Here is a 20,854-nt window from a genome sequence, read left to right on the forward strand (position 1 = left end):
CATATTATTATTTCCGTAAAATCTTCTCCATCGCTTTCCTTTTGCCAACTCATCAATTAACTTATCCATATAGCGAATTTCCTTCATTAATGGATCCTCTATATCCTCCACTCGGACACCGCAAACTACTCCTTTGATCAAATCACGTGAAGAATTCAATTGGGGAGCTTCTGCAAAGAACATCTCGAAATTCGTCTTTTCTTCAATTTGTGCTTCTAATTCTTCTTGGCTGTAACCAGTCAACCAACGGATAATTTCATTCACTTCCGATTTCGTCCTACCTTTTTTCTCTGCTTTCGTAATGTAATGGGGATAGACGCTCGCGAATGTCATTGTATAGATTCTATGCTTGGTCATCATATTTCCTCCCTTTAAAAGATCTCCGATTTTTGTTACACCATTATACCATTGAATGATTTATAACCTTGTGTTTTACAACCATGTCTAAAATTCATGATGCAATCCCTCATCTGATTTGAGACAATGGTGGTATGCAGAAAAAAATGGAAGGAGTGACTTCGTGAAAGAACGTTTCTTTTGGATTGCGTTAGGCCTTATTGCTGTGAGCTGGACGTTAAACTCGCTGTACTCCCAGTCGAAACAATTAACGGAGCCTATTTTTCTTGACCATTATATTGAAATGACGATGGGTGACCATAATTATCATCTCACTCTCTACTATTTAACGAATAAAAACGACCGTTCTCGTATCAGTCATGTACGCCTTGGAGGTTTGGACGGCTATCCGGAAAATGGCTTCATTTATAATGATAATTCTATATACAACATGGATACGTACAGGCATCATGTGTTAAGAAGTGTTTCGGTCCGTCTGCAAAATTATGAAACAGACATTATGACGGATCTTATCCTCAACGACATGGTGGTGTATTTTTCGGATGGCAGGCAAACTAATGCGTCCATCGGGGAAGTTATTATTCATCCAGAGGGATATCACTCAAGGCAATAATGTATTGCATTCACGTTCAAGTGGAAGTAGTAACGACAGTTCAAGTTGGTATTCGTTCCAGGCAATTGAACCATTGTCTATTGAAAAGATCTTATTCCCTTTCAATGAACCCATCGAAGAACGATTCAACTTTACAATCAACGATAGTCAAAAAGACAAATCATTGGAGTCACTTAAGCTTCCGATCCATATAGATAAAGATAAATATTTGACGCTACGAACCAACCTGAAAACCAATAGTTTTGTGAATCCATATGCCTTCTCCATTCGTATAGATGGAACAACGGAGCAGGGAAAACCATTTACGAGTTACGCCCATTATCATATGTTTCCGTATTTGACGCAGGAAGATGTCAATAGGGTTATCGACAAAAAGGCGAGGAGGGATTCGGTTGAATAAAGCTTTAGGTAATATATTTTGGGGCTACCTCTTCATATTTTTCGATTTCTATATCATGATTGACCTATTAATGGATCCTATCGGTTATTTCTTGATTTACACCGGATGTGCACGGATTGTTGGTGCTTATCCGAATGCGAAAAAAGCAATGACAGTCGCTATGATTGGCGTTTTCGTGTCACTGCCTACAGTGTTTATAAACCTATCGGATTCGGCATTGCCTTTTGGATGGTCAATTTATGAGAGTATGCTATCGATCCTTAAATTGGTTATTGCATTTTATTTATTCCTCGTGTTAATGGAAGTAGCCAAAATCTTTGGCAATGTGGCGCTGCACAATCGGGCGCAGACTACTTTTAAATACTTTGTCACTATTCACTTTGCAATTTTGACAGTTATGTCCTTTTCCATGAATGTTTCTGGAGACGGCTGGGTTGCTCTTACAGTAATCCTTATAATTGCCGGAGTTTTGATGGATATTCTGTTTTTATTATTAATCCGTGCTTTTCGTCGGGTTAGCCCCGATAATCATCGGATAAGTTATTCTGTTTAACATGGTAACCGGCATAGAGTAAAAAGAATGGAGGTTAGTTAATTGTTTAAAAACGAAGCAAACCAAGTTCGCGCGGGATGGCTAATATTTTTGGCATTCGTCGCGATGTTCATTACACAGCAAATTTTCGCGCTCCCTGGCGGAGTCTTGCTGGCATTAGTGGATTTTCCATTTCAGGACGGATCATTCGATATGGATATTAATGCGGCATTTGCCAGGCACCCATGGATTTTCTTATTGACGCAAGGCGGCGGGACAGTAGGCGGAATGCTTGCTACGGTGCTGGTATGGAAATTCGTCAATAAAGGGACATTACCGGAGCTTGGATTTAGGGGATCGCTGAAAGATTTATGGTTCGGCCTTTTCCTTGGTGCGGCTTCGATAGTTGTCATTTTCTTTATTTTATTGGCAACAGGGAATGTTAAAATGCTGAATACGTTCGGAAGCCCAGAGTTTACCGTATACACCCTATCGTATCTCCTTTTATTCATCTTAGTCGGCTTCTTTGAAGAGATGTTTTTCCGGGGATATGTCATGTCTACAATGCAACGACGAGGAAATCCGAAATGGCTTATTTACGTTATATCGGCTGTGATTTTCAGTCTTGTCCATGGCACGAATCCAAATGTAAGTGTGCTTGGATTGGTCAATATTGCGTTGGTCGGGATTCTATTCGCTTATATGTTTGATGCAACAAATAGTTTGTGGCTGCCGATCGGCTATCATATTACTTGGAACTACTTCCAAGGGAATGTTTTTGGATTTGCGGTGAGTGGAACTACGCCGTACGGGATTTATAATGTGTCGGTGGAAAATGGAAATTCCTTAATGACAGGCGGAGCGTTTGGGCTTGAAGGTGGCCTTTTGGCGACATTGCTTATAGTTTTAGGGTTCTTTGCAACGAGGTTGTATGTGAAGATGAAGGCCGAGTAGGTCGTTTATGCGTAGAATTTGGCATTTATGAGTGTTTAGGTTGATTTATGCGTGAAATTCGGAGTTTATGCATACTTGATGGATTTTATGAGTTTTTGGATGGATTTCTGCGTCTTTGGAGGAAATTATGCGTGATTAAGGCTGCCTAACTGAGGGCAGCCTTTTCTTTTCTTCCACTTAATGTTAAAACGAGGATTCCTCCCAATAAAAGTGCGATTCCTGACCAAGAAATCAGGTCCAATCTTTCTCCGACAACAAGCACGCTTAAAATTGCTGCAGTGAGCGGTTCGGCTAATGATAGCGTGACAGCTGAAGAAGAAGGGATCAGCCGTAAGCCCGTTGAAAATAGAATGTACGCCACACTTGTCGCTGCAATTCCAAGATAAATTGTCGTGGATATGCCGGGAAATGTGAGTAATCCTTCTGTTTCGAAAATGAATAAAAACGGCATAAGCATGATTGCGCTCAATGAGAAAATGACTGCCACCGAAGGAATCGCATCCGCTTTTTCCAATACCTCTTTATTAAATAAAGTGTAGAAGGCGAATAGAAGGCCTGCGCAAAGGGATAAAGTGACACCCACTGGATTGACGACCAACCCTTCTTTATTTGAAAATAATAAAACACATCCGACAACGGCAAGTGATGTGGCCGTTAGCCAGACTTTTGTTGGACGGCGTTTTAGGATAAGCCATTCAATCACCCCTGAAAACATCGGCGCGCTTCCGATTGCGACTACCGTTCCAATTGCGATTCCCGTCAAACGGATTGATGTGAAAAAGCAATATTGGAAGATCGCCATTGCCAATGCAGCCAAAAGCGTCGCTTTCCATGGCCAGTTGCGGAAATTGATTTTCCGAAGTATGAGCATGATAATAAGCAAAGCGAAACCGCCGACCGCAAGCCGCGAAGCCCCAACCGCCAATGGATGTACAGTTTGCGGCATAAAAGTTTGCGCGGTGCCAGTCGTTCCCCAAAGTACCGCCCCCAATAATACAGCAACAAACGCAAGTCGTTGTGACAAAAAATCCCCTCCCCCGATATATCGAATATATCATGATATCGGAGAGGGGTGTGTGAATTCTCGAAATTATTCAGTTTCGGCATCAATTATTTTCTTTAACTTAGCCAACAGGCCGTCCCAACCACCTGACATTCGGGGACGGACGACTTCATGTTTCTCACCGAATTCCGTCTGCTTTCCATCCTCCCAACCAGCATGACTGAAGGTCATTTCCGTTTTCCCGTCATTTCCCTTTAATTCAAAATGAATTTGCCAATCCTTTCCCCAGTCGAATGAAAGGCGGTTCGGTGTTTGCACTTCAGTCACTTTACACTGCGATTCTCCCCAAGGGCCCGCTTGCAACGTGAATTCTTTTCCTTCAATTGGTTGCATATCACTCGGCATGAACCATGCGCCAATTCCTTCAGCTGTAGAGACATATGGCCAAACCTTTTCGATAGATGCATTGATTATGATGTTTTTTTTGATTTGATTTTCAGACATTTGCTTCTCTCCTTAATCATATTCAGTTAATATCTTCCAAATTTATAGCTGTATTGATACTGTAGATTATGAGGGGTTCCTTGTCAAAAGGGATAAACTACCTGTAACATTTCAATCACTTAAACGTGTTAATAGAGAGATCAGTTAAAAGGGGGGCCAAATGCAGAACAAACGATATCAATTAGATTATCTGTATAGGCAATATGCAAGGCCCCTTTATTTTTACCTTCTAAAATTAAGTGGTTCAAAGCAATTGGCCGAGGATTTAACACAAGAGACATTCGTTCGCGCCACGATTTCTTTACACACATATGAAAATGAAGAGGCTCGTGCTTGGCTTTTTAAAGTTGCTCGCAATGCGTATTTAGATGAATGGCGGAAGCAACAGCGATGGCGAACAATCCCGATTTTATCGGCCTTAACAACGAAAAAAGAAATGATTAGTCCATACGGGGTTCCAGAAGAATCCCTATTAGCACAAGAATTGAACGAACAACTTGAAGATCTATTGAACTACTTACCAGAACAATATCGCTCAATCATTTATTTGCGGGAATATGAACAGTTTAGCTATAAAGAAATATCGGAGTCCTTGCAGCTGACACAGGACCAAGTAAAAATAACACTTTATCGTGCAAGGAAGCGTTTGGCGGACCTCGCTGAAAAGAAAGGGTGGCAGTATGACGGAATGGAATAAAGACTTGGAAAAGCGAATTTTAATGAGATCCCGTTTCACATTAACTTTCCGGATACTCCGTATTTTACTATTGGTGTTTCTCATTTATTGTGGATATATGTTTTTGATCAATATCATTGCTGATAAGCTTAATATGACGAGAGAAAATGCGTATTATACGAAGCTTGCAACGGAGTGGACTGTGCCCAATGTACGTGGAGACTCTCGATTTGAGAAAGAAGAATTGACGTTTTTCGGCACACAAAAATTATCATACAACGTACTTAAGAGGGTTGGAAATGATGAAAAGGTTATTGGCCAAGCAACAGTAGTGAATCGCCTTGCCAGCCCATCGACATTTTCGTTGTCCCATCCCGGGCAAAAGCAACTGAATGAATTCTCTTTTTCATTGCCCATAGATCCACATACCGGAAGAAAATTGGGAGGTAATGCGTGGCCAAATGTATGGGAAACCCTGTCAATGCTTCCGGAAGGTACTGTTGGGGAGCTCGCTTTTTCAACAACAAGCTTCATGGAATCAAAACAACTGATTGATTTCCTTGGAAAGTATGATCTCCATACTTTATGGATGCCGTTGTATACTGGCGAGTTTGTAGATTATGATCCTTACCTAACATCTAGGGAGATAATTTGCTAATGGTCCCCCACTTCGGCTTATCCGGTGGAAATGATCGAAATGAAAACTTTCATGAATCATTGCAAATTCTTTGGTTAGATCAAGAAAGTCTTAGTGAAAGTGAAGAATTGATGCTGAAAAACATGGAGTACCTTTTAACGAATAAGTCTAAGGGCTATTATGAGCAATTTTTAGGGCTTGGCCATTTAGAGCAAAAATATGAGTACTTAAAAAACAATGGATTTATTGTATATGGGGCAGTTGTAACTGGGCCAGTTAAAGAGTTGTTAAAATTACAGGATGTTTCATTTATCCAAGGGGAGCAGCTTGGTGAAGTGGAATTGTGGAACTGGCAGCGGGATAACAAATAAAGGCTGAAGTTGAATGCCGAAAAACAAAGGGGCGTATTCTCACTATGAGTTCATTTACATTATTAGTTTCAGATAGTCCGTTAAAAGAGGTAGATCATAGTGGCATTGCTGAGATCACAATAGAAGAATTGAGGAGGTTATATCCTATTAATGAAAATACACCGGAGGAGCCTTGGCATACGATGGATGATGATGTCCGCGTTTTGCATGCACCGGATGAGTCAGCATTTGGTCATCTAACTATTTCCGTTTGTACAAATCCGCCTTATGATTTGGATTTTTACTCCGATAAGGAATATATGTATTGGGTTTCGGGAAATTGGAATGACAAATTTTTAACTGATTTTGTAGATTATATAAAGGAATATATAAAAGCAAAAGAAAACGTCCAGTTACTGATTTTCTGGGCCGGCGACGGAGAGCAAAAACTTTTAGAACAAACGGTCAGGATTGATGAAATTGAGCCGACTCAACTTGAATTGTTCAAACGTGAAGAATATCTTCGTTTGCAGTTTGTGTAGGTTTATATAAAAAGGCGCTTTTCTTTTAGTGAAAAGCGCCTGGTTTTCATTAAGGAATAAAATTAAGTTTTTTGAGCCTCTCCATAATCTCCGAATGTATCTTATTCTCCTTTTCATCAATCACATTGTCTGCTTCAATTTCATTGAACACATCGTGAATTATTTTTAACTGGTTCATTTGCTCTGTTGTCGGCGGCTTACTATCCATTTGGTTCAGCAAGTCAATGGCGACTTCTAAGGATATAGTCAAGTCTCGATTAAGATCCGCGACCGTCCCTAACAATCCCCAGGCATCATAAAGATCTTCTATAATCGGATAAATGATAGCCCTTCTCTTTTCTGTATCCTGAAGAGTCTTCTCGTCAGCTTCAAGAACCGACAACGTTTTAGTTGTGAAAGCAGTGTGCATTAATTCGTATGCATCTTTAAAAAAGGCATATGATGCTGGTTGGTTATATTGATCCTGCGTATTTTCTTTCTTATAAAATGTTTCTTTCTGATACCCTTTTTCATTTTTATCGTAAGTGAATTTCTGCACCGTTTTATTAGCATGCTGCGACATAACCATTACAATTCCAGGTTTTCCATCAAATATGGTTGTGCTGAAATCAACTGACCCCAACTGAACATAATCATCAAAGAGCGGATACGTTTCCTCACCGTCTTTCACTACCAACATCCAGGTCTGTCCATCGTCCCAAGCAAATAGACCATTCTCGGTTTTCCCAGCATTCACATACAATTCGACTACTTCCTCTTCACCATCGCGATCCAAGTCCAAGGCGACTTTTTTATAAAGCGTTTGTGGATATTTTTCAATGGCCTTGGCATGTATCATAGAATAGGCATTACTCACTTGTTGATTCGTAGCTAACTCAAAAGCTTTTCTTTCCTCTTCTATTATTTTTAATAGAGCATCTTTTTCTAATGAAATTTGCTCAATTTGCTCTTTCAGTTTACTAATTTCGTTTGCCTGATTTGTGTTTACTTGATCTACTTTTCCCTGATCTGTACAACCGACAAGTATACCCGTTAGGCATATCGTTCCCAGTAGAAGTTTCCTCATTTCCCATCCCCCTAAAGTTTGAAAGTCCGCTCGTATTTCCCTACTATTAGTACGTCATTAACGGTGAATTTGTTTCAATAGTCAAAAATAGTTTGGAGGAAGACAATACTATTTCCGCGATTCCTTGTAGTTCCTGGCTAAAATCAATTCGCGCCAAGTGCCTTTGACCATTAATGTTCTTGAAAGTTAGAGAATATCTTTCGGCGAAGGGGCAGGTCCTTGCCAGATGAAGAACGGACCTTAAGCGCGGAAGAATGGGCCCTGGGTGAAAAGAATGGACCCTGAACGCGGATGAATGGGCCTTGGATGAAAAGAATGGACCTTGAACGCGGAGGAATGAGCCTTGGATGAAAAGAATGGACCTTGAACGAGATTGCTGATTACTTATCCAATCCCAACGAGAACTCTTCCTGCCTAAACGAGAACTCATGGCACGAAAAGGAGAACTTTTCCTGCTTGAATGAGAACTCGTTACTACATTACGAGAACTCGCAAGGCATAAATAAGAACTCAAACCGCGTAAACGAGAACTCTTCCGGGAAAACTAAAATTTCCATGGCTGAATTACTGACAGCTTTCACTAAAAATCTATTGAACAACCAGAAGCTCTATGTTAAACTGGATGGCAGGCTTTCTGCCACGTGGTTCGTAACCATCCCACGATAAAAAACTAAGGAGAAATGAATATGAATGTAAAAACAATGGCAACGAGCGGTATTATCGCTGCGTTGTATGTTGCTGTGACGTTTTTGATCGCCCCGTTCGGGTTCACAAACATCCAGTTTCGCTTGTCAGAGATGTTCAATCATCTCGTTGTGTTCAATAAGAAATATATAATCGGTGTCGTATTAGGTGTTTTCATATCCAATCTGTTCTTTTCGGAACTCGGGCCGATTGATTTAGTATTTGGAGTCGGGCATTCCATTCTTGCCCTATCGATTACTATTCTATCTGCAAAGTTCATAAAAGGACTGTACAAACGGATGTTTTTCAATACACTTGTATTTACGTTTACGATGTTCATTATTGCATGGGAATTGAACATTGCACTTGAGTTCCCTTTCTTACTGACATGGTTCTTCATCGCTGTTAGCGAATTCGTTGTCATGGCAGTCGGCATTCCTGTTATGGTCGCATTGAATAAAAGGCTTAATTTCGAGAAGCTTATATAAAAGTAAAAGGGGCATTCCAATAGTCGATCATCGACAATATTGGTATGTCCCTTTTTTCTGTTCCAAAATGTTTTATTAGCGTACTGATTCCATCTATAATTAAATCAATTCATTGGAGGTTTTCAAAATGTATATGACCATTCAAGAGACTGCCGAATTTTTAGGCATGCCTGTTCAGCAAGTACAAAAGTATGTTTGGGAAGGTCGCATTCGCGCCGTACACGATGGCGAACAATTTTTCATCAATCAAAGCCAGTTCGACAATTATTTCAACGAACTTGAAACGCTAAAAAAACAGATTGAAGACTATTTAAATGAACCCATTCCGCCCGACCGCGATATTAAAGATGAAGATTAAAAATTGTCACACGGGGTAAACTAAATATAGTATTAAAGGCACAATTTTTTTATTCAATTCGACAGTTCTTTCCAATTTGGATACCCTATTATTTTTTGCTTTGAGGACTATCATAACGGTGTTTTGATGATTTTATGAAAAAATAAAACAATCCATTTGGGACAGTTGTCGAACTATTACTCCTTTTGTGTTCCCGCCGAACGATTGGTATAGTGTATAGTCGTTTCAAAATTAATTATTCTTAGGGGAAACATGCGAAAAATATCAAATGTGTTTTATATTACAATCGGTCATCATATTGGCCGTTGGGTACGGAGTTCTTGCTAAAGACAATTTCGAGGCTGTTACGACTTCTATAAAATCGTTCGTTTCATCTTCATTCGGATGGTATTACATGCTTTTGCTTTCATTTCTTCTCGTACTTAGCGTATTCGTCATTTTTAGTCCAGCTGGTAAAATACGGTTAGGGAAAGACGATGATCGTCCGTCATTTTCCACAGCCACTTGGATTGCAATGCTGTTCTCTGCCGGGATGGGAATTGGTTTAGTCTTTTATGGAGCAGCAGAACCGTTATCCCACTATGCCATCAATCCTGCCACAGCAGAGCCTAATACAGATGCCGCTTTCAAAGAAGCGATGCGTTATACATTCTTCCATTGGGGTTTGCATGTATGGGCGATGTACGGAATTGTCGCTTTGTCACTTGCGTATTTCCAATTCCGAAAGGGAGAACCGGGGTTAATTTCAGCAACATTGAAGCCGATTTTCGGTAAAAAAATGGAGGGACCTTTGGGCGGCCTCATTGACGTGATTGCCATTTTTGCAACAGCTTTTGGCGTTGCAACCTCTCTCGGCTTCGGTGCTGTTCAAATTAACGCAGGGCTGAATTATCTATTCGGTTTCACAATCGGTTTTACTTCACAACTAATCATAATCGCTATAGTAACTGTTCTATTTATCATGTCTGCATGGTCGGGACTTAGTAAAGGGATCAAGTATTTATCGAACACAAATTTAATACTCGCACTAGCACTTTTAGGATTTGTTTTGATTTTAGGACCGACCTTGCTCATTTTCGATATCTTTACCGACTCTCTCGGCGGCTATCTTGCCAATCTTGTATCGATGAGTTTCCGTACGGCTCCGTTAAATGCGGATTATCGTGACTGGCTCGACAGTTGGACGATTTTCTACTGGGCTTGGTGGATTTCTTGGGCACCTTTCGTCAGTATGTTCATCGCCCGCGTATCGAAAGGCAGAACGATTCGGGAATTCATGATCGGCGTCATGTTGGCACCAACGCTCTTAAGTGCAATCTGGTTTTCTGCATTCGGTACAACCGCCATTAACATACAAAGAGAAGGGGTTGCAGACTTAGCTAAAGCATCCACTGAATTGACGATTTTCGAGATGTTCAATACAATGCCAATGTCGTTCATCGCTTCGGTTTTTGCGGTTATACTGATTGCTTCATTTTTCATAACATCCGCTGACTCAGCTACCTTCGTATTAGGCATGCAGTCTACGTATGGTTCATTGACACCGCCAAATAGTGTGAAAATAATTTGGGGAGTCATCCAATCAGCCATCGCAATTATTTTGCTGTCCGTTAATGGACTGACAGCATTACAAAATACGATTATCATTGCTGCCTTGCCGTTCTCGTTCATCATGTTGCTCATGGTCATTTCTCTAATCAAAGCATTGCAAGGCGAAAGGCCGAAGAAAAAGGTAAAGGTTAGGGAATAAACAAAAAGGACTGACTGGAAGTTTCTCGATACAACTTTCCAGTGCAGTCCTTTTAAATTAATTTGGTATCAAAACAGCCTCATGTTGACGGATAATATGCAACAGATCGGCAATCATCGCACTGCCGGAAGGATACATTCCAGCCCCCGGACCTATTAGTGTCAGCGAACCAAGATATTCGGTCTCAACAATGACAGCATTATCGACTCCGTCGATATTGAAAAATGGATGATTCACACCTATTAATGCAGGGCCAACAGTGCCCTGCATTTTTCCATTCTCATTTAGCCGAATATCGGCAACATGACGATATCGATAATCTTCTTTTGACGCGTCAATCAGATCAGGCGCTTGAAGATGATCAATTCCAATAACCGGAACTTCATCCCAGTCAGGCTGTTGCCCGAAAGCAAGCGAACTAAGGATCATCAATTTACGGAATGCATCCATTCCCGTCACATCATCAGACGGATCGGCCTCCGCGAAGCCCTTTTGCTGTGCATCCAACAGCGCTTCCTTGAATGAAGATCCTTCATTCCTCATTTTAGTTAAAATGAAATTCGAAGTGCCATTCAGTATGCCTTGTATCCGTTTCACCGATCACCCGCAAGAAGATTGGTCACAGTCCGAATAATTGGGACTCCCCCTGCTGTCGTTGCTTCAAAACCGACCTGCACATTACGGAACTCCGCATGTTTCATCAACGCAGGGCCATGTTTTGCGAACATCTTTTTATTCGCAGTAATGATATGGCAACCCTTCTCGATTGCATCGGATAAATATGTATAGGCAGGTTCTTCTCCGACAATTGCTTCAAAAACAATATCAATTGTTGGGTTGTTCAGTATATCTCGAAAATCATCCGTAATTTGAACGTCTGTTATCGACGTACGTTTTTTCATCTTATCTTTCACAAGGATGGATACGACATCAACGGTGAATCCCGTGCTTTTTTTAAGCTCTTCCCGTTTTTCTTGGAGAATCCTATATACACCTTCACCAACCGTACCAAATCCAAGTATCGCCACTTTAATCGACGGCATTCCTCAACACCCTTTCCCAGGGCGCCAGCTATTAAAGAGCAAGACGCCTGTTATTGAACAGTGACCGGTACCGCCTTTTCAATTGCCTGCTCAAGGTCCGCAATGATGTCTTCGGTTGACTCCAAACCGACTGATAGGCGAATTAATTCTTCAGCCACTCCGGATTTTACTAAATCTTCCGCTGACAATTGCTGATGCGTTGTGGAAGCCGGGTGGATGATTAATGATTTGGCATCACCGACATTCGCCACATGCGACCAAAGTGTAATATTGTCAATAACTTTGCGACCCGCTTCACGGCCACCTTTAATGCCGAATACGATGATAGAACCGAAGCCGTTTTTCAAGTATTTCTTCGCGTTTTCATATGTCGGATGATCTTCAAGACCTGTATATGTTACCCATTCCACAGATGGATGGTTCTGTAGGAATCCAGCGACTTTAACGGCATTTTCATTATGGCGTGTAACACGTAAATGAAGTGTCTCCAGCCCCTGAAGGAAGTTGAAAGCACTGTCCGGATCTAAGCAAGGTCCGAAATCGCGTAATAATTGAACGCGGAGCTTCGTAGCGAATGCAGCTGCAGCTGTATCGATTCCGTAGCGCAGACCATTATATGTTTCATCCGGCTCTGTGAATCCTGGGAACTTGCCCTTCGTCCAGTCGAATTTCCCAGCATCGACGACCACACCACCAATTGTTGTGCCATGACCACCAATCCACTTAGTTGCGGAATGGATGACAACGTCTGCTCCAAATTCGATTGGGTTCGATCCGTATGGGGACGCGAATGTGTTGTCAATGAGGAACGGGATTTCATTCTCATGCGCAATATTTGCGACCGCTTCGATATCGAGCACTTGAAGGCTTGGATTCCCAATTGTTTCTGCGAAAATAGCTTTTGTTTTTTCAGTGATAGCGGCACGGAAGTTTTCAGGGTCTTCTGCATCAACGAATTTGACAGTGATTCCGTATCGAGGAAGTGTCACGGCGAATAGATTATACGTACCACCGTAAAGGTTGCTTGCGGCAACGATTTCATCCCCTGCTCCAGCAATATTCAAAATTGAGAACGCAATGGCTGCCATTCCGGAAGATAGTGCTACTGCAGCAGTGCCACCTTCAAGTAGGGCGACTCTTTCTTCAAAAACAGCAACAGTTGGATTTGTAATTCGCGTGTAAATATTGCCTGCTTCTTGCAGACCGAAAAGGTTTTGGGCATGTTCAGTGTCACGGAAGACGAATGCGGTTGTACGGTGGATCGGCACAGCACGGGAACCAGTCACAGGATCCGGCTTTTGCCCGCCGTGTAAAAGAAGAGTTTCAGGTTGAAGTTGTTTGTTAGTCATTTTAATTACCTCCAGTGGATTTTTTAAGATGAAAATAGTTCAATGCGGAGGCGTTGGGGGTTTTTGGAATAAAAAAAATAACCCCTTTCGCTAAGAGAAGGGTTACGCTTTCGCTTATTCCTCCTCTTATCTTTCAGACCGTTCGCACGAATCTGTAGGAAGTAGCACCTTTGCAAGTTCATCACTTGCCGGTTGCCGGGCATCGCAGGGCCTAGTCCCTCCGCCGCTCTTGATAAGAGTTTGGGTATTCAGTTTTTCATCTTGTTGTTCAGTATAGGAGACTCTTTTTTAAAAGTCAAGGGGGCAAATTTATTTTTTCTGAAACTTGCGCTTTGTCATTAATGTTATGATAATTTTAATTGTAGGGTTATGGGGGCGTATTCATGGGCGCGTGGAGTGGGTTCTTGAGCGCTGGAACGGTATCTTGAGCGCGTGACTCGAGTTGTTGGGCGCGGAAACGAAATCTTGAGCGCGGGCCATGGGTTCTTGAGCACGGAAACCGATTCTTGAGCGCGGGCCATGGGTTCTTGAGCACGGAAACCGATTCTTGAGCGCGTGCCATGGGTTCTTGAGTACACTATTAAAAAATTCTTTCTCGGGGGATTTTATATGACTTTATGGATCATTAGTATTGTAGTTTTGGGATATATGTAGGTTGCTTGCATGGATCGACAATCGCGCGATGGATTTCCGGGGTTAATCTGAAAGAGACAGGGGTTAAGAATGCCGGCGCATCGAATGCGATGATTGTACTTGGGAAAAAATATGGCGCACTCGTTGCCTTGGTTGATATTGGCAAAGGGGTTTTGGCCGTAATTATTGTAAGGTTGCTTGCCGAACATTTTGGATTACCCGCGGACCAAATCACTTTGCTATTATTCATTGCGGGTGCAGCCGTGATATTTGGTCATAATTTTCCTTTCCATATGAAATTCAACGGAGGAAAAGGAACTGCAACTGTAATCGGAGTGCTATTTGCAATCGATTGGTGGTTCGGGCTTGCTGGATTGCTCTTATTCATTCTTGTTGCGCTCGCGACGGATATTCTCGTGTTTGGCGTCATCATGCTCTATATCACGCTCTTGGCAATGGCCATTTGGCTGGATGGCTACTGGCCGATACTGATATCGCTATTACTTTTCTTAATCGCAATTTGGAAGCATTTTGAAAACTTCAGGCGGATTCGTAACAGAACCGAGCCGAGGATTCGTGCATCGTTCAAGAAATAGAAGCAAACAAAAATGAAGTGATACTTTTACTACTGCACTAACATAAAAATGATAGCTCTCACACTGTAGTTACGTTGCAAGCAACTGCACGAACAGTCAGGTGAAAGGTAGGTGGAGAATGAAAAAAGTTTCGAAATGGATACAAACAAAAAGTCGTTTATTAGCTGTTGGTGCTGCGTTGGGATTAGCCTTTGCTGATTTTGATCCATCAACTCCCCCACCTGATAAACAGGTCGTGCAGCTTCAAGTACAAACAGATGATGATAAGGAAAAAACAGAATAGTCTAATAGTATGGATTGCATTTAGTAGTTGCGTATGAGTGCAAGAATGCAAATTTTTCATCTGCGGCCTGGATTCTGATTCTGCAAAGTTCGACAATTTGTGGTATACTAATAGTAGACAACTTGATTAAGATCGTTTTCGACTAGTTGTTTTCCATCATGACTTTTTTTGCTAAGGACAGACCTTGGCGTTTTTTCTTTTTAGTTTATGGTGAGAATGCACAGTAGGAGGGATTCGATTGGCTTTTCCACGTAGGGAGAAACCCGTTTCAGATTTTGTCTCGGCTCGTCATATCGACGAAGAGATTTCATTTACCCGCAATGATCATGAGGTGAATGGAACAATCCACAAGATACTCGAGAATTCGGTTATCGTGAAGATTTCCGAGGATGATGCAGAACGGATTGGTGTCGCATCCAATCTAACTGTCGTTGCACACAAGAACTACTCAGTAGGTTAATTTATACGAAAAGGGCATCTCCATGAGGAGTGCCCTTTTTTTATTCTTTATATAATAAAATACACTAAGACCGACAAACAAATGGATGTAATTGTGACCGCTATCAATGGTCTCATCGCCCGGTCCAGCAGATCCTTCAGACTCACATTTAGCCCAAGCCCGACCATGGCGGCTGTCAATAACCACGTTGTTGCGCTACTGATTCCTGACATTACCCCGTCCGTTACCGGAATTGAATGACCTAATACATAACTTCCAAACAAGCTCATTAAGATGAATCCAACAAGGAACCATGGGAATTCGATTTTATTCTGCTCCCCATCCTCTCCTTTGCTTTTACGCTTCATGAAATAGATGAAGATAAGGCATAGCGGTACCAATAGGAATACCCTGCCTAATTTTGCGAGTAATGCGATAGCAAGTGCATCCTCACCAGCTGGTGCAGCCGCAATCGCTACATGCGCCAATTCATGAAGACTCATTCCTGACCAAATGCCATATTCAGTTGGAAGAAGGGGCAAAATCGGACGCAATAGCGTATAACCGATTGCAAAAACGGTGCCCAACATCGCGATAATGCCAACACCAATAGCGGTATCTTCATCCTTGGCTTTAACAATCGGTGCCACCGCTGCGATGGCTGCTGCCCCGCAAACTCCAGTCCCGACGCCTAAAAGCAAAGAAATATTCATATCTGCTTTCAACCATTTTGCAAGAAGAAGCGTGACTCCAATTGCAAAGGCGATGACCAAAACATCCCGCGCTAACAGCCCCAAACCATCACGGAATACGACATCTATATTTAATTTCAATCCGTATAGAATGATCGCCAACCGAAGCAGTTTTTTAGTTGAAAACGTTATTCCTGCACGAAGCAATTCGGGATAGCCGAATAATTGTCTATATGTGACAGCAATAATAATTGCGCTTGCCAACTGTCCAATGTGATTGAAACCGGGTACTTTCGCTAATAAAAAACCTAATAATGCAATAAAAAATGTAAAAGCAATTCCGGCAATCCATAGACTTTTCTCGTTAGTAAGCTTCTTTTCATTCATATTCAGCACCTCCTTAAGTAAGGGTAATACGAAGTACTTTATAAGTAAAATAAATTATAATAATGTCTATGATAAGTAAAGTTGTCGATGATCTTACAAACAAGGCGAGCTGCTCGCTGTCAATTGGCGCCAGTTATACATTCGGAGAATACGTACTGCCACGCATTATCGCCAATTCGAAGCATACTTATCCCGATATCCAGCCGACTGTTACCATTGGTAATGAGACAACAATTTCGGATTTGGTCGCTCAGTATTCCGTGAATCGAAACAATCTGATAAGATGAAGGAAACAATGTTTTTTATTATAGGAGGTTTTTTGAATGAAAGAGAAATTAATTGAACGTTTAACCCGTTATGCGAAAATCGATACACAATCGGATGCAAATAGTACAACTACCCCGTCGACACCGGGCCAATGGGATCTATTGCATGTACTTGAAAAAGAACTTGCTGAAATTGGTATGGAAGAAATCACTTTAGATGAAAACGGTTATTTATTCGCCTCATTACCAGCTAATACTGATAAAGAAATGCCTACTATCGGGTTCCTTGCGCATGTCGACACGGCAACTGATTATACAGGTAAAAACGTCAATCCACAACGGATCGATAATTATGACGGCAACGACATCCAGTTGAACGAAAAGACTGTGATGTCCGTTAAAACATTCCCTGAACTGAAAAACTACGTGGGTCATACACTACTTACTACGGACGGTACGACGCTACTCGGTGCTGACAATAAAGCCGGAGTTGCTGAGATTGTGACGGCAATGGAGTATTTAATTCAGAATCCTGAAATTAAACACGGCAAGCTTCGTGTCGCATTCACGCCTGACGAAGAAATCGGTCGTGGACCACATAAATTCGATGTGGAAGCATTTGGTGCAAAATATGCGTACACGATGGACGGAGGTCCGCTTGGCGAGCTTCAGTATGAAAGCTTCAATGCAGCTGGCGCCAAAGTGACATTCCATGGTACAAATGTGCATCCAGGATCCGCAAAGGACAAAATGGTGAACTCCATTCTGATTGCAAACCAATTCCAAGCGGCGATGCCTGCGAATGAAATTCCTCAAGTGACAGACGGCTATGAAGGATTTGTCCACTTAATGGATGTGAGTGGTTCTGTCGAGAAAACCGAGTTACAGTACATTATCCGTTATTTCGACCGCGAAACATTTGAAGCACGTAAACAATTGATGGTCGATACGGTTGAACAATTGAAAAAGGAACATGGTGATGGAGCCGTGGAACTTGAGTTGAATGATCAGTATTACAATATGCGTGAAAAAATCGAGCCGGTTATGGAGATTGTCGATATCATTTCGGATGCATTCAAAGTGCTTGAAATCGAGCCTAATATCGTTCCGGTTCGTGGTGGTACGGACGGTTCACAGCTTTCTTATATGGGCATGCCGACACCGAATATTTTCACTGGCGGTGAAAACTACCACGGTAAATATGAGTATATTTCTGTGGACAATATGGAGAAAGCAACGAATGTCATTATTGAGGCTGTAAAGCTGTACGAAGAACGAGCATAAGGAGACATCCTTATGAAGGCGATTTGGATTGGGATTCTGTCATCTCTGTTTTTCGCGGTGACATTTGTTTTGAATAGATCAATGGAGATTTCGGGAGGCAGTTATTTATGGAGCGCCTCTCTCCGTTATTTTTTCATGGTTCCTTTTTTGATTGCTATAGTTGCCTATCGTAAAGGGCTTCAGGATACTGGCAAGGCAATGGTTGCAACTCCCCTTCCCTTTTTCGGATGGAGCGTCGTTGCGTTTGTGCTCTTCTACGCCCCTTTAACCTTTTCAGCAGCGTACAGTCCTGGGTGGCTGCTTGCGGGCACCTGGCAATTGACGATTGTAGCGGGCATTCTATTGGCACCGTTGTTTGTCATTATCGTGAATACAAATGAAGGAGAAAAGAGGATTCGCCAGAGGATCCCCTTGGCCTCTCTCTTTATAACGTTGATCATTTTTGCGGGTGTTGTTTTGATTCAAATTCCGAATGCGGATAATGTCGATACACGTACGTTGTTACTTGGTATCCTTCCGGTCATCATCGCTGCGTTTGCTTATCCTTTAGGCAATAGGAAGATGATGGATTTATTGAAAGGTAGTCTTGATACATTCCAACGAGTGCTGGCGATGACCTTGATGACGATTCCGGTGTGGGTCGTTTTTGCTGTTTATGCGATACTCACTGTCGGGCCGCCTTCTTGGAATCAAGTCATTCAATCATTAATTGTAGCAATCAGCTCCGGCGTGATCGCAACTTCACTTTTCTTTATGGCAACCGACCTTGTGCAAAATGATCAAGGTAAACTAGCTGCAGTTGAAGCTACCCAGTCGACGGAGCTCATTTTCGCAATGATTGGCGAAATGTTGATTCTTCATATCGCATTGCCTGGAATGCTTTCACTGATTGGGATTGTGGTGATTATTATTGGCATGGGGCTGCATAGTTATCAGACGGCTGTAGCAAAAAGAATATGCGCAGTATTTAGCATGGCGCTTCTGCATCGGGAGATGTGAAAAATTAGTTCGGAAGGAGAATGCTGTTTGAAAAAACTTTTACCTTTTGTACTACTAATTTTACTATTAAGCGCATGCAATGAATCTGTTAGTATAACAAACGAGGAAATTCCTGATTCTTCAAGCCTTACAGAAACCAATTTCGAACCTATGCCAAATAGCATCCCCGACGATTTTGGTTTTTCCTTGCAGTTCGGCATCACTAAAAAGAATGAAATCAATACATTTAATGGTACTTTCACGAAAGATTTAATTACAGCTGGGACCGTTACGACCGATCTGACATTAACTGAAGAAGAGATGGTTTCCATTTACGAAATGATGAAAGATGTTAAATTCGCGGGACCAAGCATCTCATACCAACAGTTATCGATTGTGCAATCGAACCATATGGCGAAGACGAGTGGGAAGTTCTTGTCAATGGGGAAATCATCAGGCATTCTGTTTCAGAAGCCTATTGCAAGCCTACTGACGACGCAAAACAGTTAATTGAATTACGGGATTATATTTTTGATTTGATTCAGTCGAAGAACTCCTATAAAGAACTTCCAGATGCTGAAGGCGGGTATGAATAACTTTCCGCATTTTTTTAGAAGTACAAAAACGCATAAATGCGGTGAATGAAGCATAAATCCTTCAAAAGACGCATAAATCGATACAAAAACGCATAATGTAAAACTTATGAGTTTTTGTATCGATTTATGCGTGATTCACCGACTTTATGCGCTACTTCAACTCCGCGATTGGAAATCCACCTCTTGACTTGCAATTTTCATGGAAAAAGGACTGTTACAGGAAGTCATCGCCGACTTCCTGGACAGTCCCTGCTGTTTTAATAATTATTTTACCTTTTATTCGTACACACCAATAACTTCCACAGCCTCTTCCGTCAACGATGTATCTACCGCCTTATCGAAATCAATGTCTCCAAGAATAGCTCCATTTGCCTTATACGTTTCATACTGCTTCCTAATATCATCTACGAACATCTTTCCATTCGGATCAAGCCCAGTGACGTTTACTCTATCCCACAACTCATGATCTTTCAAAGCGGTATGCTTTACCATGATATCGACGATTTCTTCCTTTCCGATATCCTTAAAGAATGCATCGTTGTAATCCCGGACGCCCTTCAAATAGGCGGCCATGAATCGCAAAGATACTTCGTCATTTTCCATGAATTTCGGCGAAGCGAGAACCATGGCGATTTGAGATTCAGGGGCATAATCCGTCGCGTCTTTGAAGCGGACATGGAAGCCTTTCGCAACCCCTTGTGCGATAAGCGGCTCAATATTCAACGCCGCATCGATTGTTCCTGCGTTAATCGCGCCAAGCATTGCACCAAAATCTGCGATATTAACGTATTCGACATCTTCTTCAGTCAATCCCGCGTGTTTCAACATTTCCTCGTAAATATATCCATCAATTGAGTTTCTGGAAGATACAGCAATCTTTTTCCCCTTAAAATCGGAATAATCCTTTATTTCATCCACCATATGGTTACCGATAACGAAAGTGAAATACGATTTTCCTGGCATATTATGCCCTTTATCCGCAATGATTCTGACGTCGATACCTTGTGCAATTGCGTTGAAAAATGATGCAGTCGAGACTCCCCCAGCAATATCCACTTCCCCAGCCGCAAGTGCCGGCAACATATCATCGCTATTGGCAAAGTCTGCAAAAGCAACTTCGATATTGTACTCCTCAAAATACCCTTTTTCCTTTGCGATATAGAAGCCTGCTCCGGAAGCCGCGCCATCTTCAGCTATTAAAATCTTCACCCGTTTGTCTAACGGCGATAGATCGCCGGACGGTGCTTCAACGACTGAATCCCCAGGAGTCGTCGGCTCTGATTTTTCTATAGGAGTTGTTTCTTTTTTGGCGCAAGCTCCTGCTATTAAAAGAACCGCCGCCAACATCAATAACCATCTATACAGGAACCTTTTTCTCACCATTTCTCCCCTTT

The 20,854-nt window shown here is 41.8% G+C and carries 25 protein-coding genes, 2 pseudogenes and 2 riboswitches; of the genes and pseudogenes, 18 read left to right on the plus strand and 9 right to left on the minus strand.

Annotated features, from left to right (window positions below; genetic code table 11):
- Nucleotides 1-7: 7 nt before the first annotated feature.
- Nucleotides 8-357 (minus strand): annotated as a pseudogene (locus QNH10_RS01500) (DUF2200 domain-containing protein).
- A 163-nt stretch (nt 358-520) separates the two neighbouring features.
- Here QNH10_RS01500 and QNH10_RS01505 point away from each other — a divergent pair.
- Genes QNH10_RS01505 through QNH10_RS01520 form a run of 4 tightly spaced genes read left to right on the plus strand, consistent with a single transcriptional unit; the run spans nt 521 to nt 2,856 of the window.
- Nucleotides 521-970, plus strand: a complete 450-nt coding sequence (locus tag QNH10_RS01505) for a hypothetical protein (protein ID WP_283733258.1) — start codon at nt 521-523, stop codon at nt 968-970.
- Nucleotides 915-1,370 carry a hypothetical protein gene (locus tag QNH10_RS01510; protein WP_283733259.1) on the plus strand — a complete coding sequence of 152 codons (456 nt, stop codon included), beginning with the start codon at nt 915-917 and terminating at the stop codon, nt 1,368-1,370. The genes QNH10_RS01505 and QNH10_RS01510 overlap by 56 nt, the downstream gene beginning before the upstream one ends.
- A complete protein-coding gene (locus tag QNH10_RS01515) occupies nt 1,363-1,923 on the plus strand; it encodes a hypothetical protein (protein ID WP_283733260.1) in 561 nt (186 codons plus the stop codon). Before QNH10_RS01510 ends, QNH10_RS01515 begins: the two co-directional genes overlap by 8 nt.
- Nucleotides 1,924-1,965: 42 nt before the next feature.
- Nucleotides 1,966-2,856, plus strand: coding sequence for a CPBP family intramembrane glutamic endopeptidase (locus tag QNH10_RS01520; RefSeq protein WP_283733261.1), 891 nt, complete (start codon nt 1,966-1,968; stop codon nt 2,854-2,856).
- A 145-nt stretch (nt 2,857-3,001) separates the two neighbouring features.
- Here QNH10_RS01520 and QNH10_RS01525 read toward each other — a convergent pair whose 3' ends face one another.
- Nucleotides 3,002-3,880 (minus strand): DMT family transporter, encoded by an 879-nt coding sequence (locus QNH10_RS01525; RefSeq protein WP_283733262.1) that lies wholly within the window; start codon nt 3,878-3,880, stop codon nt 3,002-3,004.
- A gap of 66 nt (nt 3,881-3,946) precedes the next feature.
- Nucleotides 3,947-4,363 carry an SRPBCC family protein gene (locus QNH10_RS01530; protein ID WP_283733263.1) on the minus strand — a complete coding sequence of 139 codons (417 nt, stop codon included), beginning with the start codon at nt 4,361-4,363 and terminating at the stop codon, nt 3,947-3,949.
- 160 nt (nt 4,364-4,523) lie between these two features.
- On the opposite strand from QNH10_RS01530, the gene QNH10_RS01535 reads away from it, so the two are divergent.
- The 4 genes from QNH10_RS01535 to QNH10_RS01550 are packed head-to-tail and all read left to right on the plus strand — an operon-like array spanning nt 4,524 to nt 6,568.
- Entirely contained in the window at nt 4,524-5,060 is a 537-nt protein-coding gene (locus QNH10_RS01535) for a sigma-70 family RNA polymerase sigma factor (RefSeq protein WP_283733264.1), read from the plus strand.
- On the plus strand, nt 5,044-5,697 hold the full coding sequence (locus QNH10_RS01540) for a sigma factor regulator N-terminal domain-containing protein (RefSeq protein ID WP_283733265.1): 654 nt from the start codon (nt 5,044-5,046) through the stop codon (nt 5,695-5,697). The genes QNH10_RS01535 and QNH10_RS01540 overlap by 17 nt, the downstream gene beginning before the upstream one ends.
- The gene (locus tag QNH10_RS01545; protein ID WP_283733266.1) at nt 5,697-6,047 is read left to right on the plus strand and encodes an anti sigma factor C-terminal domain-containing protein; all 351 of its coding nucleotides are present in this window, start codon (nt 5,697-5,699) and stop codon (nt 6,045-6,047) included. The genes QNH10_RS01540 and QNH10_RS01545 overlap by 1 nt, the downstream gene beginning before the upstream one ends.
- Nucleotides 6,048-6,091: 44 nt before the next feature.
- A complete protein-coding gene (locus QNH10_RS01550) occupies nt 6,092-6,568 on the plus strand; it encodes a hypothetical protein (protein ID WP_283733267.1) in 477 nt (158 codons plus the stop codon).
- Between the two features lie 49 nt (nt 6,569-6,617).
- On the opposite strand, the gene QNH10_RS01555 is transcribed toward QNH10_RS01550, so the two are convergent.
- Nucleotides 6,618-7,634 (minus strand): hypothetical protein, encoded by a 1,017-nt coding sequence (locus QNH10_RS01555; protein ID WP_283733268.1) that lies wholly within the window; start codon nt 7,632-7,634, stop codon nt 6,618-6,620.
- A 635-nt stretch (nt 7,635-8,269) separates the two neighbouring features.
- Nucleotides 8,270-8,314, plus strand: a riboswitch (PreQ1 riboswitch).
- 6 nt (nt 8,315-8,320) lie between these two features.
- Here QNH10_RS01555 and QNH10_RS01560 point away from each other — a divergent pair.
- From QNH10_RS01560 to QNH10_RS01570, 3 genes and pseudogenes are all read left to right on the plus strand, one after another.
- Nucleotides 8,321-8,806, plus strand: coding sequence for a QueT transporter family protein (locus tag QNH10_RS01560; protein ID WP_283733269.1), 486 nt, complete (start codon nt 8,321-8,323; stop codon nt 8,804-8,806).
- A gap of 127 nt (nt 8,807-8,933) precedes the next feature.
- Nucleotides 8,934-9,164: a helix-turn-helix domain-containing protein gene (locus QNH10_RS01565; RefSeq protein ID WP_283733270.1), complete on the plus strand. Its 231-nt coding sequence runs from the start codon at nt 8,934-8,936 to the stop codon at nt 9,162-9,164.
- Nucleotides 9,165-9,416: 252 nt separating this feature from the next.
- A pseudogene (locus QNH10_RS01570) lies at nt 9,417-10,914 on the plus strand (glycine betaine uptake BCCT transporter).
- A gap of 57 nt (nt 10,915-10,971) precedes the next feature.
- Here the strand turns inward: QNH10_RS01570 and QNH10_RS20965 are convergent.
- The 3 genes from QNH10_RS20965 to QNH10_RS01580 are packed head-to-tail and all read right to left on the minus strand — an operon-like array spanning nt 10,972 to nt 13,306.
- Entirely contained in the window at nt 10,972-11,511 is a 540-nt protein-coding gene (locus QNH10_RS20965; protein WP_430541084.1) for a homoserine dehydrogenase, read from the minus strand.
- Entirely contained in the window at nt 11,508-11,957 is a 450-nt protein-coding gene (locus tag QNH10_RS20970; protein WP_430541085.1) for a hypothetical protein, read from the minus strand. Before QNH10_RS20970 ends, QNH10_RS20965 begins: the two co-directional genes overlap by 4 nt.
- Before the next feature lie 50 nt (nt 11,958-12,007).
- Nucleotides 12,008-13,306, minus strand: a complete 1,299-nt coding sequence (locus QNH10_RS01580; protein WP_283733271.1) for an O-acetylhomoserine aminocarboxypropyltransferase/cysteine synthase family protein — start codon at nt 13,304-13,306, stop codon at nt 12,008-12,010.
- Nucleotides 13,307-13,429: 123 nt separating this feature from the next.
- Nucleotides 13,430-13,545: riboswitch (SAM riboswitch) on the minus strand.
- Between the two features lie 420 nt (nt 13,546-13,965).
- Between QNH10_RS01580 and QNH10_RS01585 the strand changes: the two genes are divergently transcribed.
- From QNH10_RS01585 to QNH10_RS01595, 3 genes are all read left to right on the plus strand, one after another.
- Nucleotides 13,966-14,535 carry a glycerol-3-phosphate acyltransferase gene (locus QNH10_RS01585; RefSeq protein WP_283733272.1) on the plus strand — a complete coding sequence of 190 codons (570 nt, stop codon included), beginning with the start codon at nt 13,966-13,968 and terminating at the stop codon, nt 14,533-14,535.
- A gap of 118 nt (nt 14,536-14,653) precedes the next feature.
- The gene (locus QNH10_RS01590; RefSeq protein ID WP_283733273.1) at nt 14,654-14,818 is read left to right on the plus strand and encodes a hypothetical protein; all 165 of its coding nucleotides are present in this window, start codon (nt 14,654-14,656) and stop codon (nt 14,816-14,818) included.
- Nucleotides 14,819-15,056: 238 nt separating this feature from the next.
- The gene (locus QNH10_RS01595) at nt 15,057-15,278 is read left to right on the plus strand and encodes a DUF2187 family protein (protein WP_283733274.1); all 222 of its coding nucleotides are present in this window, start codon (nt 15,057-15,059) and stop codon (nt 15,276-15,278) included.
- A 47-nt stretch (nt 15,279-15,325) separates the two neighbouring features.
- Here QNH10_RS01595 and QNH10_RS01600 read toward each other — a convergent pair whose 3' ends face one another.
- Nucleotides 15,326-16,336, minus strand: coding sequence for a YeiH family protein (locus QNH10_RS01600; RefSeq protein ID WP_283733275.1), 1,011 nt, complete (start codon nt 16,334-16,336; stop codon nt 15,326-15,328).
- Nucleotides 16,337-16,398: 62 nt separating this feature from the next.
- Here QNH10_RS01600 and QNH10_RS01605 point away from each other — a divergent pair, with 62 nt between their 5' ends.
- Genes QNH10_RS01605 through QNH10_RS01620 form a run of 4 tightly spaced genes read left to right on the plus strand, consistent with a single transcriptional unit; the run spans nt 16,399 to nt 19,374 of the window.
- Nucleotides 16,399-16,623: a LysR substrate-binding domain-containing protein gene (locus tag QNH10_RS01605; protein ID WP_283733276.1), complete on the plus strand. Its 225-nt coding sequence runs from the start codon at nt 16,399-16,401 to the stop codon at nt 16,621-16,623.
- A gap of 36 nt (nt 16,624-16,659) precedes the next feature.
- Nucleotides 16,660-17,886 carry a peptidase T gene (pepT, locus tag QNH10_RS01610; protein ID WP_283733277.1) on the plus strand — a complete coding sequence of 409 codons (1,227 nt, stop codon included), beginning with the start codon at nt 16,660-16,662 and terminating at the stop codon, nt 17,884-17,886.
- A 12-nt stretch (nt 17,887-17,898) separates the two neighbouring features.
- A complete protein-coding gene (locus QNH10_RS01615) occupies nt 17,899-18,885 on the plus strand; it encodes a DMT family transporter (protein WP_283733278.1) in 987 nt (328 codons plus the stop codon).
- 27 nt (nt 18,886-18,912) lie between these two features.
- Nucleotides 18,913-19,374 (plus strand): hypothetical protein, encoded by a 462-nt coding sequence (locus QNH10_RS01620; protein ID WP_283733279.1) that lies wholly within the window; start codon nt 18,913-18,915, stop codon nt 19,372-19,374.
- Between the two features lie 362 nt (nt 19,375-19,736).
- On the opposite strand, the gene QNH10_RS01625 is transcribed toward QNH10_RS01620, so the two are convergent.
- On the minus strand, nt 19,737-20,843 hold the full coding sequence (locus QNH10_RS01625) for an ABC transporter substrate-binding protein (RefSeq protein WP_283733280.1): 1,107 nt from the start codon (nt 20,841-20,843) through the stop codon (nt 19,737-19,739).
- Nucleotides 20,844-20,854: the final 11 nt, after the last annotated feature.

It is taken from the genome of Sporosarcina thermotolerans (assembly GCF_030067815.1).
In the GTDB taxonomy this organism is placed as follows: domain Bacteria; phylum Bacillota; class Bacilli; order Bacillales_A; family Planococcaceae; genus Sporosarcina; species Sporosarcina thermotolerans.